The following is a 17,262-nucleotide window of genomic DNA, read 5'->3' as shown; positions in this document are numbered from 1 at the left end:
ATCCCTTCCCGGATACTGTGATTAGTCGACGTATTTCATCGCTACCCTTGAGGTAAGGCGCGTGATAAGTTCGTAAGCACTCACTTTTGTTATTTCAGCAATACGCTCTACCGGCAGGCCTTCGCCCCACATCACCGCATCGTCCCCCGCTTTATCCTGCGCGTCGGGTCCCAGATCGACACAAATCATGTCCATCGCCACACGGCCGACAATCTTCACTTCGCGACCATTGACCAGTACCGGCGTACCCGTTGGCGCGGCGCGCGGATAGCCGTCGCCGTAGCCCATCGCTACCACGCCAAGCCGCGTGTCGCGCTCACTGGTCCAGGTGCCGCCGTAACCTACCGGCTCCCCTGCTTTGTGCTCACGCACGGCAATCAGCTTTGAAACCAGCGACATCACCGGCTTAAAGCCGAAGTCCGGTCCCCAGGGTTTGTTCTCAAGCGGGGAAACGCCATACAGGATAATCCCCGGACGCGCCCAGTCGAAGTGCGACTGCGGCCACAGCAGAAGGCCGCCGGACGCCGCAATGGAGCGCATCCCCGGTTTGCCTTCGCAGAAGGTGGTGAAGATATCAAGCTGCTGTTCCGTTGCGCCGCATTCAGGCTCATCGGCGCGGGCAAAGTGGCTGACGATATTCACCGGCTGACGCACGTTCTTGCACTGGCACAACCGCTGATAAAACGCTTCGGCATTCTCCGGGCGCACGCCCAGGCGGTGCATGCCCGTGTCGAGCTTCATCCACACGGTGACCGGCTCGCTCAGTTCGGCCGTTTCCAGCGCGGCCAGCTGTTCTTCGTTATGCACCGCCGTCTGCAGGTGCTGATCGGCAATGGTCGGCAGGTCCGAGGCTTCAAAAAAGCCTTCGAGGAGCAGAATCGGTTGCGTAATTCCACCTGCGCGCAGGCGGAGAGCTTCTTCGAGACGGGCGACGCCAAAAGCGTCGGCATCGGGGAGCGTTCGCGCGGTCTCAAGAAGACCGTGTCCGTAAGCGTTCGCTTTCACGACTGCAACGAGCTTACTGGCGGGCGCCAGTTCTCGCAGACGTTGCAGGTTGTGTCGCAGAGCGCGGCGGTTAATCACAACAGTTGCCGCTTGCATTTGAATTCCTTAGAAATTACTCATCATCATATTGAGGACCGGCATAGTTGTCGAAACGCGACCACTGGCCGTTAAAGGTCAGACGTACCGTACCGATGGGGCCGTTACGTTGCTTACCAATAATAATTTCGGCGATCCCTTTCAGATCGCTGTTCTCGTGATAAACCTCATCACGGTAGATGAACATGATTAAGTCGGCATCCTGCTCGATGGAGCCGGATTCACGCAGGTCGGAGTTGACCGGGCGCTTGTCTGCACGTTGTTCCAGAGAACGGTTTAGCTGCGACAGCGCCACCACCGGCACGTGCAGCTCTTTGGCTAACGCTTTGAGCGAGCGGGAAATTTCGGCAATCTCCAGCGTACGGTTGTCGGAAAGCGACGGAACGCGCATCAGCTGAAGGTAGTCGATCATAATGAGACCGATACCACCGTGTTCACGGGCGATACGGCGCGCGCGGGAGCGCACTTCCGTCGGCGTCAGGCCGGAGGAGTCATCAATATAGATGTTCCGTTTTTCCAGCAAAATCCCCATGGTGCCGGAGATCCGCGCCCAGTCCTCATCGTCGAGCTGACCGGTACGGATGCGGGTCTGATCCACGCGCGAAAGGGATGCCAGAGAACGCATCATGATCTGTTCTGAGGGCATCTCAAGACTGAAGATAAGAACCGGTTTATCCTGCAACATCGCCGCGTTTTCGACGAGGTTCATCGCAAATGTCGTTTTACCCATCGACGGACGCGCCGCGACGATAATCAAATCCGATGGCTGAAGACCTGCCGTTTTCTTGTTGAGATCGTCATAACCGGTGTTCACCCCCGTCACGCCATCGTGCGGCTGCTGGAAAAGCTGCTCAATACGCGCAACGGTGGCGTCGAGCACATCGGCGATGTTTTTCGGGCCTTCGTCTTTGTTCGCACGGCTTTCGGCGATTTTAAAGACGCGGGACTCGGCAAGATCAAGTAGATCTTCGCTGGTGCGCCCCTGGGGATCGAAACCGGCCTCGGCGATCTCATTCGCCACCGAGATCATCTCGCGGACAACGGCACGTTCACGGACGATATCAGCGTAAGCGCTGATGTTCGCGGCACTTGGCGTGTTTTTTGACAGTTCTGCCAGATAGGCAAACCCGCCGACACTGTCGAGCTGTCCCAGACGCTCCAGCGATTCTGCGAGTGTAATCAGGTCGATCGGGCTGCCCGACTCCTGCAAACGCGCCATTTCAGTAAAGATGTGGCGGTGCGGGCGGGTATAGAAGTCTTCCGCAACAACGCGCTCGGCGACGTCGTCCCAACGTTCGTTATCCAGCATTAAACCGCCCAACACCGACTGTTCCGCTTCAATCGAGTGCGGCGGGACTTTTAACCCGGCGACCTGATAATCACGTTCACGGGGTTCAGTCTGTTTGTTGAAGGGTTTGTTTCCTGCCATAGTGAATGGAGTTACCGAGATAAAGAGTGGGTCGAAAGATTACCATAATTTTCTAACGGAGGGAGCATGGCAACACGCATTGAGTTCCAGAAACATGGCGGGCCAGACGTACTGCAAGCCGTGGAGTTTACCCCCACGGCACCTGGCGAGAACGAAATCCAGGTTGAAAACAAAGCGATCGGCATTAACTACATCGATACCTATATTCGCGGCGGTCTCTATCCGCCTCCGTCGATGCCGAGCGGACTGGGCACCGAGGCGGCCGGTATCGTCAGCAAAGTGGGCAGCGCGGTTAAGCACATTAAGGAAGGCGATCGCGTGGTGTACGCGCAGTCGGCGCTGGGCGCTTACAGCTCCATCCATAACGTTCCGGCCGAGAAAGCGGCGCTTCTGCCAAATGCGATCGGCTTCGAGCAGGCTGCCGCCTCATTCCTGAAAGGGCTGACGGTCTATTATCTGCTGCGCAAAACCTACGAAATTAAGCCTGACGAGCAATTCCTGTTTCACGCAGCCGCAGGTGGCGTAGGGCTGATTGCCTGCCAGTGGGCGAAAGCCCTGGGGGCGAAGCTGATCGGCACCACAGGCAGCGCGCAAAAAGCGCAGCGCGCGCTGGACGCGGGCGCATGGCAGGTGATCAACTACCGGGAAGAGAGCATCGTTGAGCGGCTGAAAGAGATCACTGGCGGCAAAAAGGTACGCGTGGTGTATGACTCGGTGGGGAAAGACACCTGGGAATCTTCGCTGGACTGCCTGCAACGTCGCGGGCTGATGGTGAGCTTCGGTAACGCCTCCGGGGCTGTCACCGGCGTGAACCTGGGCATTCTGAATCAGAAAGGGTCGCTGTATGTCACCCGCCCTTCCCTGCAAGGTTACATCACTAATCGGGAAGAACTTGAGGAAGCCAGCAACGAGCTGTTCTCGCTGATCGCCAGCGGGGTGATCAAAGTGGATGTGGCAGAAGCGCAGAAATATCCGCTGACCGATGCGCAACGTGCGCATGAGGTGCTGGAGAGCCGGGCAACCCAGGGCTCAAGTCTGTTAATTCCCTGAGCCATAAAAAGAAATTGGGCTTCCCATGGGAAGCCCTTTCTTTTTTTTAGTTCGGCTGTATGTAGGGTACAGCTCGATGAATTCTTTAGCGGCAGCCATAGTGACAGATTCGATAAGTAAATCCTATTCTGTTCTAAAGATTGCTGCCGGAAAAGTTGCAGGTATGTGACGTACCCCTCAATACCTTAGTAACGGAAGCGGTTATTACGCTGATAAGTCGGCAGTTTTGGTGATTTAATCGCCCGTATGGCCCATACCACCGCAATCGCCAGAAGTAACCACGGCAAGAGTTTAATCGTCAGGGCAAATAATCCGCCGACAAACATCACCGCCGTGGCCACAACGAGCGCGGCCAGAATACCGAGCAGCGACACGCCCGTGACCATCAGCATGATAAAGAAACCAATCACAAAAAGTAGTTCCAGCATGGTGCTCTCCCAAGAGTTCCCGAATGATGCTGCGATCATTACAAGAATCATGCCAAAAATAAGTTGTTGTTCTGAAAGCAAAACGCCCCGCAATGTGTTGCAGGGCGTGGCGTATTTGACCATCTTTTAGCGAAATTTAACGTTTATCCGCAACCAGACGCAGCGCGTGTTCCAGTACCTCAATATCCGCACCGGCTTTATGCGCGTTCTCGCTGAGATAACGACGCCACTGGCGCGCACCAGGAATGCCCTGGAACAGGCCAAGCATATGGCGGGTAATGTGGCCCAGATACGTACCATGACTCAGCTCGCGCTCAATGTACGGATACATGGCGCGCACTACGGCCACGGGATCGGTGTCAGCACCCTCAACGCCAAAGATTTCCCGGTCAACCGTCGCCAGAATGCCCGGATTCTGATACGCCTCGCGTCCGACCATCACGCCATCCATATGTTCGAGGTGCGCTTTGGCCTCGTCCAGAGACTTAATACCGCCATTGATCGACATGGTCAGGTGTGGGAAGTCGCGTTTCAGCTGGTACACGCGCGGGTAGTCCAGCGGCGGGATCTCGCGGTTTTCTTTCGGGCTGAGGCCTGAGAGCCAGGCTTTACGGGCGTGGATGATAAACATCTCGCATTCACCCTTCCCTGATACCGTGTTGATGAAATCACACAGAAACTCATAGCTATCCTGGTCGTCTATGCCGATACGGGTTTTGACCGTGACCGGGATAGAGACGACGTCGCGCATCGCTTTGATGCAGTCCGCCACCAGGTGCGCATTTCCCATCAGACACGCGCCGAACATGCCGTTTTGCACACGGTCGGACGGACAACCGACGTTGAGGTTAATCTCGTCATAGCCGCGTTCTTCGGCCAGCTTCGCGCACTGCGCCAGCGCAGCCGGATCGCTGCCACCGAGTTGCAGCGCAACCGGATGCTCCTCTTCGCTGTACGCCAGATAGTCGCCTTTGCCGTGAATAATTGCGCCGGTAGTGACCATTTCGGTGTATAGCAGCGTATGGCGGGAGAGCTGACGCAGGAAATAGCGGCAATGTCTGTCCGTCCAGTCGAGCATTGGCGCAATGGAGAAACGGTGTGCAGAGAAAGCGGTCTGAAATTCTGACGACATGGCGAACTTTTAAGCATCTGGTGGAAAAGGGGCGCTACTATAGCACAAAGAAAAGCCGGAGGCGCAGCGCCTCCGGTGTACTTTAGAACGTCATGCTCAACTGCGCCCCTGCGCCCCAGGTCTCGTCTTCGCCATAAAGCCCCATCAGGTCAACATGGACGGAGTTGAACGGCGCAAAACCGACACCGCCGGTAAAGACGTTGCTGTCGTTCCCCTTCATATCCGCACGATAACCGGCGCGTACTGCCAGCCAGCTCAGCGGCGTGACTTCGGCACCGACGCCAACGTACTGGGAGGTGTCTTCGCTTTTAAAGCCCTTGGTTTCGGTCAGATCCCCGTCCGCGGTCAGCGTCACCAGATCGTTGTGCCAGGCGGCCCCGGCAGTGACCAGCGGACGGATCTGATAGGTGTCTTTATAACTCACCACCTCTCCTGTGCGCCCGTTGCGAATGCGGATATCTTTGGTATCGATATCGCGCGACATCAGGTTTTGCCCGCTCACGCCGACCGTCCAGTTTTCACCGAAATCAGCAGCAATACCGGCATCGACGTTGAAGCCAGTGTCGTCGGTACGGTAGCGGCTGTCGTTCCACTTATTACTGTCGTAATCGTAGATTGAGGTAGTGTAGTTATAGAGCCAGGTTTTTTGCAGCTTCGGCGTGACGCCAACGGAAACCGGAACGCCGCCAAGATCGAACTGACGGGCTACCGCAATACCGTAGTCGGACACAATCGCCGCCCGACCAGACGCCGTAGAGTTAAGGTTTTTGGTGATCTGATCGGAACCGTTTAGCGCGGCATCCAGCGCCACACCGGCAGCCACCGCATCGCTTCGTTGTATACCGCGCAGATAATCAATGTCCTGCTGATCGATTGAAGAGCTGACGCGGCCATGTGCATAGCCTTTGGCCATAAAGGCCACGGAAAGGACATCGTTAGGGATACTGACGGCAATCCCCGCCCCTGCGGTGGCGTGTGCGGTTTTGCCTTTCAGGTAGTCCAGCTCATCAGCGAGATCTTTCGCTGCGCCCTGGAACTGATTGATCGAACCTAATGGATTCGTGATGATATCAATGGGGGTCAGACTATCAACCACGTCCTTGTAATGATTGATTTTATCGTTAATGGTATCAATCTCGTCCTGAAGATTGTCTTCATCGGTCACCTGCACGCCAACGGACGGCAAAATGACCGTCACATCATCCTCGGGCTTAGATTTTGCCAGTAACGCGGGGTTGATTAACGCCCCGCTGCCATAGCTCCCTGCCGCGACACCCGTTCCGCCCATTGCGTCGCTACGCGCTTCCGTCCAGGTATTGGCTGCTCCCGCCTGATTTGCCATAAAAAAGGAGACAGCGATGCTAACCATCGAAAATTTAAAATGTTTTTTCACAGTGTGCTCGTAAATAGTTTGTTATTAGTTAACCCTGTCTGTTATCACCCAAACAGGAACGAACTATTGCTGTGAATAAGTGCAAAAAGACCCGCTATTTCCTTAAGTTAAATTCCATCCCGGCCTGTTGTAATATGTGACGGCCATCAATATTTATAGAAGAGGAAATTATTTTCGCCCAGGTTTTCCATCGTGCGGGCCAAAAAACTGAGGCGGATGGTCTACCCAGTGGTCTTCGCGCGTCACGGCATACACCGGATTGAGGGGATAGTAGATGCGGTTATGTTTTTTATTAGCCTCACCCACCACCAGTAAGCGCACCTCTTCATCGGTGTTGTTGATAAAGGTATGGCACACGCCCGTGCCGGCAGGAAATCCCACGCTGTCTCCGGGTTCAAGCTTCCACAGATAACCATTGATCCAGGCCTCAGGGTAACCCTCCAGAACGTAAACAAACTCCTCTTCGTCGCTTTCCGCATGCGGATAAGAAGTACGGCGTCCGGGCGGCAGCCGTTCATGGTGAATACCAATGCGGCCGAGTCCCAGCTTGCGGGCCAGCGGCGCGCCAATAGAAAACCGTTCATTGCTGTCCGGATACGTTGCGTCATCGGCGCCTTCCACGTCCCGCCAGTGCCGAATACAGTCAGGTCTTTTCATCATGCGATCTCCCGATTTGCGATGCGTCAGGTATAGCACAGCCTGGCGGATCTCGGTGTTTTTAGCAGAACATGATAAAGTGAGGGTTTTCACCCCTTACCACATCCGAGGTGCCCGATGGACAAGTCCACAAAAGAGCTGTTAGCGCAAGCTGAAAAGCTCTGTGCGCAACGCAATGTGCGCCTGACCCCGCAGCGCCTTGAGGTACTGCGTCTGATGAGCCTGCAACAGGGTGCCATCAGCGCTTACGATCTGCTCGACCTGCTGCGTGAAAGCGAGCCGCAGGCAAAACCGCCGACCGTCTATCGGGCGCTGGATTTTCTGCTGGAGCAAGGGTTTGTGCATAAAGTGGAATCAACAAACAGCTATGTGCTGTGCCATCTTTTTGACCAGCCTACTCACACGTCCGCCATGTTTATCTGCGATCGCTGTGGTGTGGTGAAGGAAGAGTGTGCGGAAGGTGTGGAAGATATTATGCATACGCTGGCAGCCAGAATGGGCTTTGCGCTGCGCCATAACGTGATTGAAGCCCACGGCTTATGTTCTGCCTGCGTGGAGGTGGAGTCATGCCGTCATCAGGATGACTGTCAGCACGATCACTCTATCCTGGTGAAGAAAAAGCCGCGTTAAAGCCAAAGAAAAAGGCGGCTCAGGGCCGCCCTTGGGGATAGTACCGGTTACCAGCGGTAGTCGTTACGGGTTTCCCAGTCTTTGACTTCGTTTTCCGCCTGATCTTTTTCGTAACCGTAGCGCTCCTGGATTTTACCTACCAGCTGATCGCGCTTACCTTCAATGACGGTCATATCGTCATCTGTCAGCTTACCCCACTGTTCTTTCGCTTTACCTTTGAATTGCTTCCAGTTGCCGCCGATTTCATCTTTATTCATAATCGTGTCCTCGTGTTAAGCGTCTATGAGTATCGTCCGCTTCGTTCTTTTCTGCTGGACGTGATTATTATTGTAGTTAAGGATTCGGCATTTATTTTTATATTCGGAATCTTTAACCGTTACGATATATCGTGCGGGGCTGGAAACCAGGTATTGTTTCGCCAGTGACGACGCCAGATAACGGCCAGCGAAAGGCCACGCAGTGAGAGAAACACCGCCAGCGCGAGCCACAGACCATGATTGCCGAGATACGGCAAGGTCAGCAGCGTCAGGCCGAACCCCGCCGCAGCGACGGCCATACTGTTGCGCATCTCCGCCCCTCGCGTCGCACCAATAAACATGCCGTCCAGCAAATAGCACCACACGCCCACCACCGGTAATACTACCTGCCAGAGGATGTAGCGATCGGCCAGCTCACGTAGCGCGGGCAACGAGGTGAGAAGCGCGACAATATGCCCACCAAAACAGGCGTAAACCAGAGCAAAGACCAGCGCCACCAGACCCGCCTGACGACAGGCTGCACGCCAGACTTCGCGTAACTGGCCGCTTTCACGCGCGCCATAAGCCTGCCCTGAATGCGCCTCGACGGCGTAAGCAAAACCATCCAGCGCGTAAGCGGTAAAGGTCAGTAACGTCATGAGCACTGCGTTGACGGCGACGATCTCAGGCCCAAGACGCGCACCAAAAACGGTTAATGCGCCGAAGCAGAGTTGCAGCAGGAGCGAACGGAGCATGATGTCGCGATTAAGCGCCAGCAGCTTACGCATATTGCCGCGCCAGGCCGATTTCAGCAGATCCAGGGTGATACCGCGCATCACCAGCACGCGCCAGACCATCCCCAAACCGATCAGCAGCGTCCCGTACTCGGCAATTGCCGTAGCCAGCGCCGCGCCCCGGACGTTCATGTGCAGTCCCATCACCAGCCAGAGATCGAGCACAATGTTAAGCAGGTTGCCCACCACCAGCAGGATCACTGGCGCGCGGGCGTACTGCACGCCCAGCAGCCAGCCCAGAAGGACCAGGTTTGCCAGTGAAGCGGGCGCGCTGAGCCAGCGAATTTCGAGGAACCGCCGGGCTTGTTCCAGTACGGCATCGCTGCCGCCTACAATATGGAGCGCAAGATCAATCAGCGGCGTACGCAACAGAACGATTAACGCGCCAGCACCGAACGCCAGAATGAGCGGCTGAACCAGCGCACGCGCCAGACGCAGGGGATCTTTTGCACCATACGCCTGGGCCGTAAGGCCTGTCGTACTCATGCGCAGAAAAAGTAGCAGCATAAAGAGGAAGCTGGTCGCCGTTGCGCCAATCGCGACGCCGCCCAGGTAAATCGGCGAATCCAGATGCCCGATTACCGCCGTATCAACCAGCCCCAGCAGAGGAACGGTAATATTGGAAAAAATCATCGGTAGCGCAAGACGCCACAACGCCTTATCGGCAGAAGTTAGCAATGCCATGGAAATTACCGGAATCAGAAAACAGGCCAGGCTGTAGAGGAACTACAGCCTGTCAGGAAGAGATTACAGCCATTCACCGTTGCGGATAACGCCGACAGCCAGCCCTTCAATAGAGAAGCTCTGCTCGCGGAGATCCACCACAATCGGGGAGAATTCATTGTTTTCAGGCAGAAGCTGCACGGTATTGCCTTGTTTTTTCAGGCGCTTAACCGTCACTTCATCATCAATGCGCGCCACCACGACTTGTCCGTTACGCACGTCCTGGGTTTTGTGTACCGCCAGCAGATCGCCATCAAGAATACCGATATCTTTCATGGACATTCCGCTAACGCGCAGCAGGAAATCGGCGCTCGGCTTGAACATGCCTGGGTCAACCTGATAGTGCCCTTCGATGTGCTGCTGCGCCAGCAGAGGTTCACCTGCGGCTACGCGACCCACCAGCGGAATACCGCTCTCTTCTTCCACCAGCAGACGGATGCCGCGTGAGGCGCCGGAAACAATCTCAATCACGCCCTTACGCGCAAGCGCCTTAAGGTGCTCTTCGGCAGCATTAGGAGAACGGAAGCCCAGACGCTGCGCAATTTCTGCACGCGTGGGTGGCATACCCGTCTGGCCGATATGATCCCGAATGAGATCAAACACCTCTTGCTGCCTGGTCGTTAACGCTTTCATACCGCCCCCTGGGTGTATATACAGTTATGCTGTGAGTATATACAGTCAAAGGCGATTTTGGAACCAAAAACTGCACAAAAAACCAGGGACTTAATTATTCCTCGAGGCTCATCGGAAATGCGACCAAAGTAGCGTGACCCAGGTGATCGCCGCCGTGATAATCGACAGCAGTACGGCAGCGGAACCCATGTCTTTCGCCCGGCCAGACAGTTCATGGAATTCCGACCCGATTCGGTCAACAACGGCCTCAATAGCGCTATTCAGAATTTCCACTATCATCACCAGAAGGACAGATCCGATGAGCAGTACGCGGGTGATAGCATCAACATCAAGGAAGCAGGCGATGACAACGGCAACGATTGCGGCAACCGCTTCCTGGCGGAAAGCGGCTTCATTAACCCATGCGGCGCGGAAACCTTTCCATGAATAACCGGCAGCTTTAATGATTCGAGTTAACCCAGTGGTATTATTGGCCATTAAAAGAACCTTTTATGATAAATAGCGTCAGTAACTAAAGCCGCAGCGCGTTTTGCTGCGACCTGAAGTATGACGGGTAACAACAGAAATTTTGCGCGCTTTCTGTTATCCTTGCGCCGCAATTGCATTATTAACCAGAGGCTTTACATCGTTTATGTCCGGCTGGCCACGAATTTACTACAAATTACTTAATTTACCATTAAGCGTACTGGTAAAAAGTAAGTCTATCCCAGCAGAACCTGCGCTGGAATTAGGGCTCGATACGTCGCGCCCTATTATGTACGTTTTGCCTTATAACTCGAAGGCAGACCTGCTAACGCTTCGCGCTCAATGTCTGGCGCACGATTTACCTGACCCGCTTGAACCGCTGGAAGTCGACGGTACGCTGCTGCCGCGCTACGTGTTCATCCATGGCGGACCGCGCGTGTTCACCTATTACACGCCGAAAGAAGAGTCCATTAAGCTGTTCCATGATTACCTCGATCTGCACCGCAGCAACCCCGATCTGGACGTGCAGATGGTGCCGGTGTCGGTGATGTTTGGCCGTCGTCCGGGGCGTGAAAAAGGGGAAGAGAACCCGCCGCTGCGTATGCTCAACGGCATTCAGAAATTCTTCGCCGTCTCATGGCTGGGACGCGACAGCTTTGTTCGCTTCTCGCCTTCCGTTTCACTGCGCCGCATGGCGGATGAACACGGTACTGACAAAATCATTGCGCAAAAGCTGGCGCGCGTTGCGCGTATGCACTTTGCACGTCAGCGTCTGGCGGCCGTTGGGCCACGTCTCCCGGCGCGTCAGGATCTGTTTAACAAGCTGCTGGCTTCCAAAGCGATTGCCCGTGCCGTAGAAGACGAAGCGCGCAGCAAGAAGATTTCGCACGAGAAAGCGCAGCAGAACGCAATCGCGCTGATGGAAGAGATCGCCGCAAACTTCTCCTACGAGATGATTCGTCTCTCTGACCGTATCCTCGGTTTCACGTGGAACCGCCTCTATCAGGGGATTAACGTCCACAACGCCGAGCGCGTGCGTCAGTTAGCGCATGACGGCCACGAGATTGTCTATGTGCCCTGCCACCGCAGCCACATGGACTACCTGCTGCTCTCTTACGTGCTCTATCACCAGGGCCTGGTGCCGCCGCATATTGCTGCCGGTATCAACCTGAACTTCTGGCCAGCAGGTCCGATTTTCCGCCGTCTGGGTGCGTTCTTCATTCGTCGTACCTTCAAGGGTAACAAGCTCTACTCCACCGTTTTCAGGGAGTATCTGGGCGAGCTGTTCAGCCGCGGTTATTCCGTGGAGTACTTTGTTGAAGGCGGTCGCTCCCGTACCGGTCGTCTGCTCGATCCGAAGACCGGCACGCTGTCGATGACCATTCAGGCCATGCTGCGTGGCGGTACGCGTCCTATCACGCTGGTGCCTATTTACATCGGTTATGAACACGTGATGGAAGTGGGCACCTACGCGAAAGAGCTGCGCGGTGCGACCAAAGAGAAAGAGAGTCTGCCGCAGATGCTGCGTGGTCTGAGTAAATTGCGCAACCTCGGTCAGGGCTACGTGAACTTTGGCGAGCCCCTGCCCCTGATGACATATCTGAACCATCATGTTCCGGAGTGGCGCGAGTCTATTGATCCTATCGAAGCGGTACGTCCGGCCTGGCTGACGCCAACGGTCAACGGCATTGCATCCGAGCTGATGGTACGCATCAACAATGCTGGTGCGGCAAACGCCATGAACCTGTGTTGTACCGCGCTTCTGGCCTCTCGCCAGCGTTCACTGACTCGCGAGCAGCTGACCGAGCAGATTGATTGCTATCTGGATATCATGCGCAACGTGCCGTATTCCGTGGATTCGACCGTGCCGTCTGCCACCGCCAGCGAACTGATCGATCACGCGTTGCAGATGAACAAGTTCGAAGTCGAGAAAGATACGATTGGTGACATCATCATTCTGCCGCGCGAGCAGGCCGTGCTGATGACCTACTACCGTAATAACATCACTCACATGCTGATGCTGCCGTCACTGATGGCTGCCATTATTACCCAGCACCGCCGTATTTCGCGTCAGGAGCTGCTGCGCCATATTCAGGCCATCTATCCGATGCTGAAAGCGGAGCTGTTCCTGCGCTGGAGTAAGGATGAGCTGGCGGCAGAGCTCGATAAAATGTCCGCAGAGATGCGTCGTCAGGGGCTGATTACCATCAGTGATGACGAACTGCATATCAATCCGTCACGTTCCCGAACCTTGCAGCTCCTGGCTTCCGGTGCGCGTGAGACGTTGCAGCGCTACGCCATTACCTTCTGGTTATTGAGTGCTAACCCGTCAATCAACCGCGGTACGCTGGAAAAAGAGAGTCGGACGCTGGCCCAGCGCCTGTCCGTTCTGCATGGCATTAACGCCCCGGAATTCTTCGACAAAGCGGTATTCAGCTCCCTGGTGCTGACGCTGCGCGACGAAGGTTACATTAGCGATACGGGCGATGCCGAGCCGGAAGAGACGATGAAGGTTTACCAGATGCTGGCAGAGCTGATTACCGCGGATGTGCGTTTAACGATTGAGAGTTCGACGCAGGGCGAGTGATGTTAAAGCCGGGTGGCGCTAACGCTTACCCGGCCTACATGTTCTGCTAAATCGTAGGCCGGGTAAGGCGAAGCCGCCACCCGGTTTTTTTATGACCAGTAACTCATCGCCAGCCCCATAAACAGCACCAGCCCGACGTAGTTATTATTCAGAAACGCTTTAAAGCAGGCTTCACGCTCGCGCTTCACGATCAGCTTCTGCTGATACGCAAACAGCAGACCCGCCACCAGCACGGACCAGTAAAACTCCCAGTTCAGCCCGTTCAGGCGACCAATCGCCACCATCAACGCCAGCACCGCCACCTGCAATATGCCGATGATCAGTTTGTCGTGACGGCCAAACAGGATCGCTGTCGATTTGATGCCAATCTTGAGATCGTCATCGCGATCGACCATCGCGTATTGGGTATCGTACGCAACGGCCCAGAGAATATTCGCCAGGAACATCAGCCAGCAGCTGAGCGGAACGGACTCGCTGACCGCGGCAAACGCCATGGGAATCGACCAGCCAAATGCCGCACCCAATACCACCTGCGGCAGATGGGTGTATCGCTTCATAAATGGATAGACCCAGGCCAGCGCCAGAGCAGCGACGGACAGCAGAATGGTCATGGTGTTAAGGGTTAACACCAGCATGAAAGAGAGAAGCACCAGCACCACAAACAGGATGCGCGCCTCTTTCCCGGTCACCTGACCGCTCGGCAAAGGACGATTCGCGGTGCGCTTAACATGTCCATCAAATTTCCGGTCAGCATAGTCGTTGACCACACAGCCCGCAGCGCGCATCAGCCAGACACCCGCCACAAACACCGCCAGGATCCACAGCGGCGGTACGCCCGGCGTGGCAACCCACAGCGCCCATAAGGTCGGCCACAGCAGCAGCAGCGCGCCAATGGGTTTATCAGTACGCATCAGGCGGTGATAGGCCAGCAGCTTATTCTGCGTCAGACTCCACTCCATTTTTTCTCCCTCTTAATACAACGGCGATGCAGGCAAAAAGAGTTCCGTCAGTATTAACGGCTTGCCACTCAAACGAAGGCGGGAACGGCGCCCCCACAAATCGGCATCGCAACCAATTTCAATAAAATCACGGGTCAGTTCAGACGAGGTGAACAGATAGCGCCCCAGGGGCGTTTTGCCGAGGCGTTGCAATGCCAGCTCCGGCCCGGAAAGTGTAGACTCAGGAACCACCGTCCGCCCGGCAAGCCACGGCTCGCCATCCGCACAGAGTAAAATTTCACGCAGCCAGTAGCGTTCTTCCTGCGGCAGCAGCGGCAGCTCGCTGGCAATCTCCGCAGGCGAGACAAACCCTTCCTGAATCATCGTCACCGTGACCGTTTTACCCTGTTGCTCAAAACGTTTTGTCATGGAATCTTCCAGCAACAGCCAGTCCAGTTGCTCCGGGTCAAGCGCGGGTATTTGGTCGAAATAGCGTAGCGCACGCAGCTGCGTTAGCGCGGGGTGTGACATGCCAGACTCTCCGATACATAACGTAAAAGCATTGTATCGCAGATTGGCAAAATGAGGACGGACAAACAGAATTTAACGATCACTATCGCAACAAAGGTGCAACTTAGCCAAAAAAAGTGCGCCCGCGAAGGCGCACCAAACGACTAACAAAATCAGCACTGTGGGGAGACGGTTACCCCTTGCCTTTTACACTGCTGATAAAGGTGGAACGGGCAGTGGTTGAACCTAAACGCTCGGCTTCATCAAGCAGTTTCAGCGCTTTATCGACATCGCCGTTTTTAACTGCCTGCTTGATGGCGTTGTTAAAGTAAGTTTCAGTATCGTTAAGCACCGGCTCGGCTTTTTTCGCCGGGGCCGGGGTTGCGGCTGGTGCTGCGGCTGGCGCGGCATACACAGGCGCGGCAGTATTACCCACCGTTACCGGACCCGGGCCAGATGAGCCAAACAGTGGGCCTACGAGTACGCTGGAGGCGCTGTTGGTGGAGACTTTCAGCTTGATCAGACCATCGGTTGTATGACGGGCAAGCGGGTCCGGAATATCCGGGACAGAGTTCCCCGTGCCTTTCGCATAGGCTTTTGCCGGGTCAACAAGCTTCGTTGTCTGTTGCAGATCTTTTTCAGTCGTGAACACCAGGACATAAATCTTCTGCTGACCCAGGGCTGGCGTCAGGCGCATAACGCCTTCCAGCCGATCGGCACTCATGACGCCAGGCTCCTGATAGCTGAAATAGTCGCTTGGGAAGAACGCGGATGGCGTCATGTTCTGATCGAGGATCAGCACGTTAGGCGCGAAGACGCTGGTCTGTTTATTGACTTCACTGGTCAACGTCAGGGTCAGCTCGCCGATATTCGCCGGCACGCTGAAAGCCGCGACCGGACCGCTGATACCCGGCACGTTCAGTGACTGACCCCCCGCTGAAAGCTGGGTAGTTTGTGTTTTCGATTGATCAACTGGCGTCCACACCAGTTGCTGAAGTGCCGCAGCCGGAATAGCTGGCGCAGCGCTGGTATTTTGAGGAACAAAATTCACATCTGCAAAGGTGACCGCAGGCGCACAGGCCAACAGCCCCGCAGAGAGGCACAGCGCGACGAGACTTTTCTTCATTTTCATTGTTATTACCTCTGATAGCGTGAGCACTGCGGTGGCCAGGCAATAGCGCGCAGCACCCTAAGGAGAGAGGGGCTCACGCCCCTCTTTTTAGGTCATTACGTCAGGTCTAACGAATTACCACCAGATTTCCATCTGGGCACCGAAGGTCCACTCATCGTTGTCGCCACGGCTGAAGGTTTTCGCGGAGGTGTCGCTATACGCTACGCCAGAGGTGTAGCCCGTATCGCCGTTGTTCGCGTAGCCCCATTTCTCATCCCACTTCGCGTAGGTTGCGAAGACGCGGATAGCCGGACGGGACCAGATGCTGTCGCCTGCCTGCCATTGCTGTGCCAGGGTGATTTTGTACTGGCTGTTTTTGTCGTCAGTTTTCTGAGATTTGACGTTGTCGTAGCCCACTTCCAGCAAGGTGCTCATGATCGGCGTCCATTTGAACATTGGACGAACACCCACGGTCCACCACTCGGTACCGTTGTTGTTGTCACGATCGATGTTCTGGTACATACCGACGTACATCAGGTCCCAACGGTCTGCCAGGGTGATTGCACCGTGATCCAGCACGCGCCACATAGAGCCGTCGTTATCGATGCTGCCGCCCTGTGGAATACCTTTACCGTTAGAGGTCATGGAATCCGTACCGTATTGCAGTACGAACTTGTTGAAGCCTTTCATCATGCTCTGGGTGTGTTCAGCGGTGAACAGCCAGCCATCTTTAGAGGCGCCAGGTTGCAGGTAGTAGTCGTCAGGAATGTTGGTATGACCGTAGTCAACGCCCAGCTCCAGCGTACCGCCCGGGTTGGTTTCCAGACCGGCTAAACGGACGTCGAAGACATCGTTTGGTACCACGTTGTCATAAATACGGTCGCCGTTCGCATCACGATCGGCGAAGGTTGCAGAACCGCCGGACTCAGAAGAACGGGTCGCTGCCAGAGAGAGTTTACCAAAGCCCAGATCGATGTTTTCAATACCGGCACCAGGACCAGAGATATCCCAGTAGTAGAAGTCGATCATGTGTACGTCATGACGCTGATAGAAGCGTTTACCGGCCCAGATGGTAGAGCCTGGCAGCCATTCAATCAGGTTTTTACCCTGCACGTTAGCTTCACGGAAGGCCGGGCTGGTGGATTCCCAGTCATTCTGTTGAGAAACGGAGTACGCTACGTTGGTGTCGAAATAGAAGCTCTTGTCGCCTTCTTTCCACACTTCCTGGCCCAGTTTCAGTTCGGCGTAGGTTTCACATTCGTTACCGAGACGGTATTTACTTTGTGCGCCTGTTGCCTGGAAACATTGTTGTTCACCGCCACTTCCGGTCCAGCCAATGCCGGAACGAGCATAACCTTTAAAGTCTACGGCGCCCGCCTGGGCAGACAGGATGCCTGCCGCAATGGCGACAGCCAGAGGGACTTTGCGCAGAGTAATCATTATTC

At 55.3% G+C, this 17,262-nt stretch carries 17 protein-coding genes; 3 read left to right on the top strand and 14 right to left on the bottom strand.

What is annotated here, in order from left to right:
• Positions 1 to 21: 21 nt before the first annotated feature.
• Entirely contained in the window at positions 22 to 1,101 is a 1,080-nt protein-coding gene (gene alr / locus BFV65_RS01500; RefSeq protein WP_063150901.1) for an alanine racemase, read from the bottom strand.
• 16 nt (positions 1,102 to 1,117) lie between these two features.
• Positions 1,118 to 2,530: a replicative DNA helicase gene (gene dnaB / locus BFV65_RS01495; protein WP_003860298.1), complete on the bottom strand. Its 1,413-nt coding sequence runs from the start codon at positions 2,528 to 2,530 to the stop codon at positions 1,118 to 1,120.
• Between the two features lie 66 nt (positions 2,531 to 2,596).
• Here dnaB and BFV65_RS01490 point away from each other — a divergent pair, with 66 nt between their 5' ends.
• Positions 2,597 to 3,580, top strand: coding sequence for a quinone oxidoreductase (locus BFV65_RS01490; RefSeq protein ID WP_022646744.1), 984 nt, complete (start codon positions 2,597 to 2,599; stop codon positions 3,578 to 3,580).
• 185 nt (positions 3,581 to 3,765) lie between these two features.
• On the opposite strand, the gene pspG is transcribed toward BFV65_RS01490, so the two are convergent.
• The 4 genes from pspG to BFV65_RS01470 form a co-directional block, all read right to left on the bottom strand.
• Entirely contained in the window at positions 3,766 to 4,008 is a 243-nt protein-coding gene (pspG, locus tag BFV65_RS01485) for an envelope stress response protein PspG (RefSeq protein ID WP_058646377.1), read from the bottom strand.
• A gap of 136 nt (positions 4,009 to 4,144) precedes the next feature.
• The gene (gene dusA / locus BFV65_RS01480) at positions 4,145 to 5,140 is read right to left on the bottom strand and encodes a tRNA dihydrouridine(20/20a) synthase DusA (protein WP_069596146.1); all 996 of its coding nucleotides are present in this window, start codon (positions 5,138 to 5,140) and stop codon (positions 4,145 to 4,147) included.
• 82 nt (positions 5,141 to 5,222) lie between these two features.
• Complete coding sequence (locus BFV65_RS01475) at positions 5,223 to 6,509, bottom strand: conjugal transfer protein TraF (RefSeq protein ID WP_227414713.1); 1,287 nt, start codon at positions 6,507 to 6,509, stop codon at positions 5,223 to 5,225.
• 192 nt (positions 6,510 to 6,701) lie between these two features.
• Positions 6,702 to 7,190, bottom strand: a complete 489-nt coding sequence (locus tag BFV65_RS01470; protein ID WP_022646741.1) for a cupin domain-containing protein — start codon at positions 7,188 to 7,190, stop codon at positions 6,702 to 6,704.
• A 117-nt stretch (positions 7,191 to 7,307) separates the two neighbouring features.
• Between BFV65_RS01470 and zur the strand changes: the two genes are divergently transcribed.
• Positions 7,308 to 7,820, top strand: coding sequence for a zinc uptake transcriptional repressor Zur (gene zur / locus BFV65_RS01465; RefSeq protein WP_003860309.1), 513 nt, complete (start codon positions 7,308 to 7,310; stop codon positions 7,818 to 7,820).
• 47 nt (positions 7,821 to 7,867) lie between these two features.
• Here zur and BFV65_RS01460 read toward each other — a convergent pair whose 3' ends face one another.
• From BFV65_RS01460 to BFV65_RS01445, 4 genes are all read right to left on the bottom strand, one after another.
• Positions 7,868 to 8,077, bottom strand: a complete 210-nt coding sequence (locus tag BFV65_RS01460) for a CsbD family protein (protein ID WP_003860314.1) — start codon at positions 8,075 to 8,077, stop codon at positions 7,868 to 7,870.
• Positions 8,078 to 8,196: 119 nt separating this feature from the next.
• Positions 8,197 to 9,534: an MATE family efflux transporter DinF gene (gene dinF, locus BFV65_RS01455; protein WP_063850400.1), complete on the bottom strand. Its 1,338-nt coding sequence runs from the start codon at positions 9,532 to 9,534 to the stop codon at positions 8,197 to 8,199.
• Positions 9,535 to 9,597: 63 nt separating this feature from the next.
• Positions 9,598 to 10,206, bottom strand: a complete 609-nt coding sequence (lexA, locus tag BFV65_RS01450; RefSeq protein WP_003860318.1) for a transcriptional repressor LexA — start codon at positions 10,204 to 10,206, stop codon at positions 9,598 to 9,600.
• 108 nt (positions 10,207 to 10,314) lie between these two features.
• Positions 10,315 to 10,683, bottom strand: a complete 369-nt coding sequence (locus tag BFV65_RS01445) for a diacylglycerol kinase (RefSeq protein ID WP_006810487.1) — start codon at positions 10,681 to 10,683, stop codon at positions 10,315 to 10,317.
• A 154-nt stretch (positions 10,684 to 10,837) separates the two neighbouring features.
• On the opposite strand from BFV65_RS01445, the gene plsB reads away from it, so the two are divergent.
• Entirely contained in the window at positions 10,838 to 13,258 is a 2,421-nt protein-coding gene (gene plsB, locus BFV65_RS01440) for a glycerol-3-phosphate 1-O-acyltransferase PlsB (RefSeq protein ID WP_023299088.1), read from the top strand.
• Positions 13,259 to 13,347: 89 nt separating this feature from the next.
• Here the strand turns inward: plsB and ubiA are convergent, their stop codons facing one another.
• The 4 genes from ubiA to BFV65_RS01420 form a co-directional block, all read right to left on the bottom strand.
• Positions 13,348 to 14,217: a 4-hydroxybenzoate octaprenyltransferase gene (gene ubiA, locus BFV65_RS01435; RefSeq protein ID WP_022646737.1), complete on the bottom strand. Its 870-nt coding sequence runs from the start codon at positions 14,215 to 14,217 to the stop codon at positions 13,348 to 13,350.
• Positions 14,218 to 14,229: 12 nt separating this feature from the next.
• A complete protein-coding gene (gene ubiC, locus BFV65_RS01430) occupies positions 14,230 to 14,727 on the bottom strand; it encodes a chorismate lyase (RefSeq protein ID WP_015570175.1) in 498 nt (165 codons plus the stop codon).
• A gap of 172 nt (positions 14,728 to 14,899) precedes the next feature.
• The gene (gene malM / locus BFV65_RS01425) at positions 14,900 to 15,838 is read right to left on the bottom strand and encodes a maltose operon protein MalM (protein WP_069596145.1); all 939 of its coding nucleotides are present in this window, start codon (positions 15,836 to 15,838) and stop codon (positions 14,900 to 14,902) included.
• Positions 15,839 to 15,952: 114 nt separating this feature from the next.
• Complete coding sequence (locus BFV65_RS01420) at positions 15,953 to 17,260, bottom strand: maltoporin (RefSeq protein WP_026094413.1); 1,308 nt, start codon at positions 17,258 to 17,260, stop codon at positions 15,953 to 15,955.
• Positions 17,261 to 17,262: the final 2 nt, after the last annotated feature.

This window comes from Enterobacter hormaechei subsp. hoffmannii, assembly GCF_001729745.1.
Classification (GTDB): Bacteria; Pseudomonadota; Gammaproteobacteria; order Enterobacterales; family Enterobacteriaceae; genus Enterobacter; species Enterobacter intestinihominis.
This window is presented reverse-complemented; position numbering and strand designations above follow the sequence as displayed.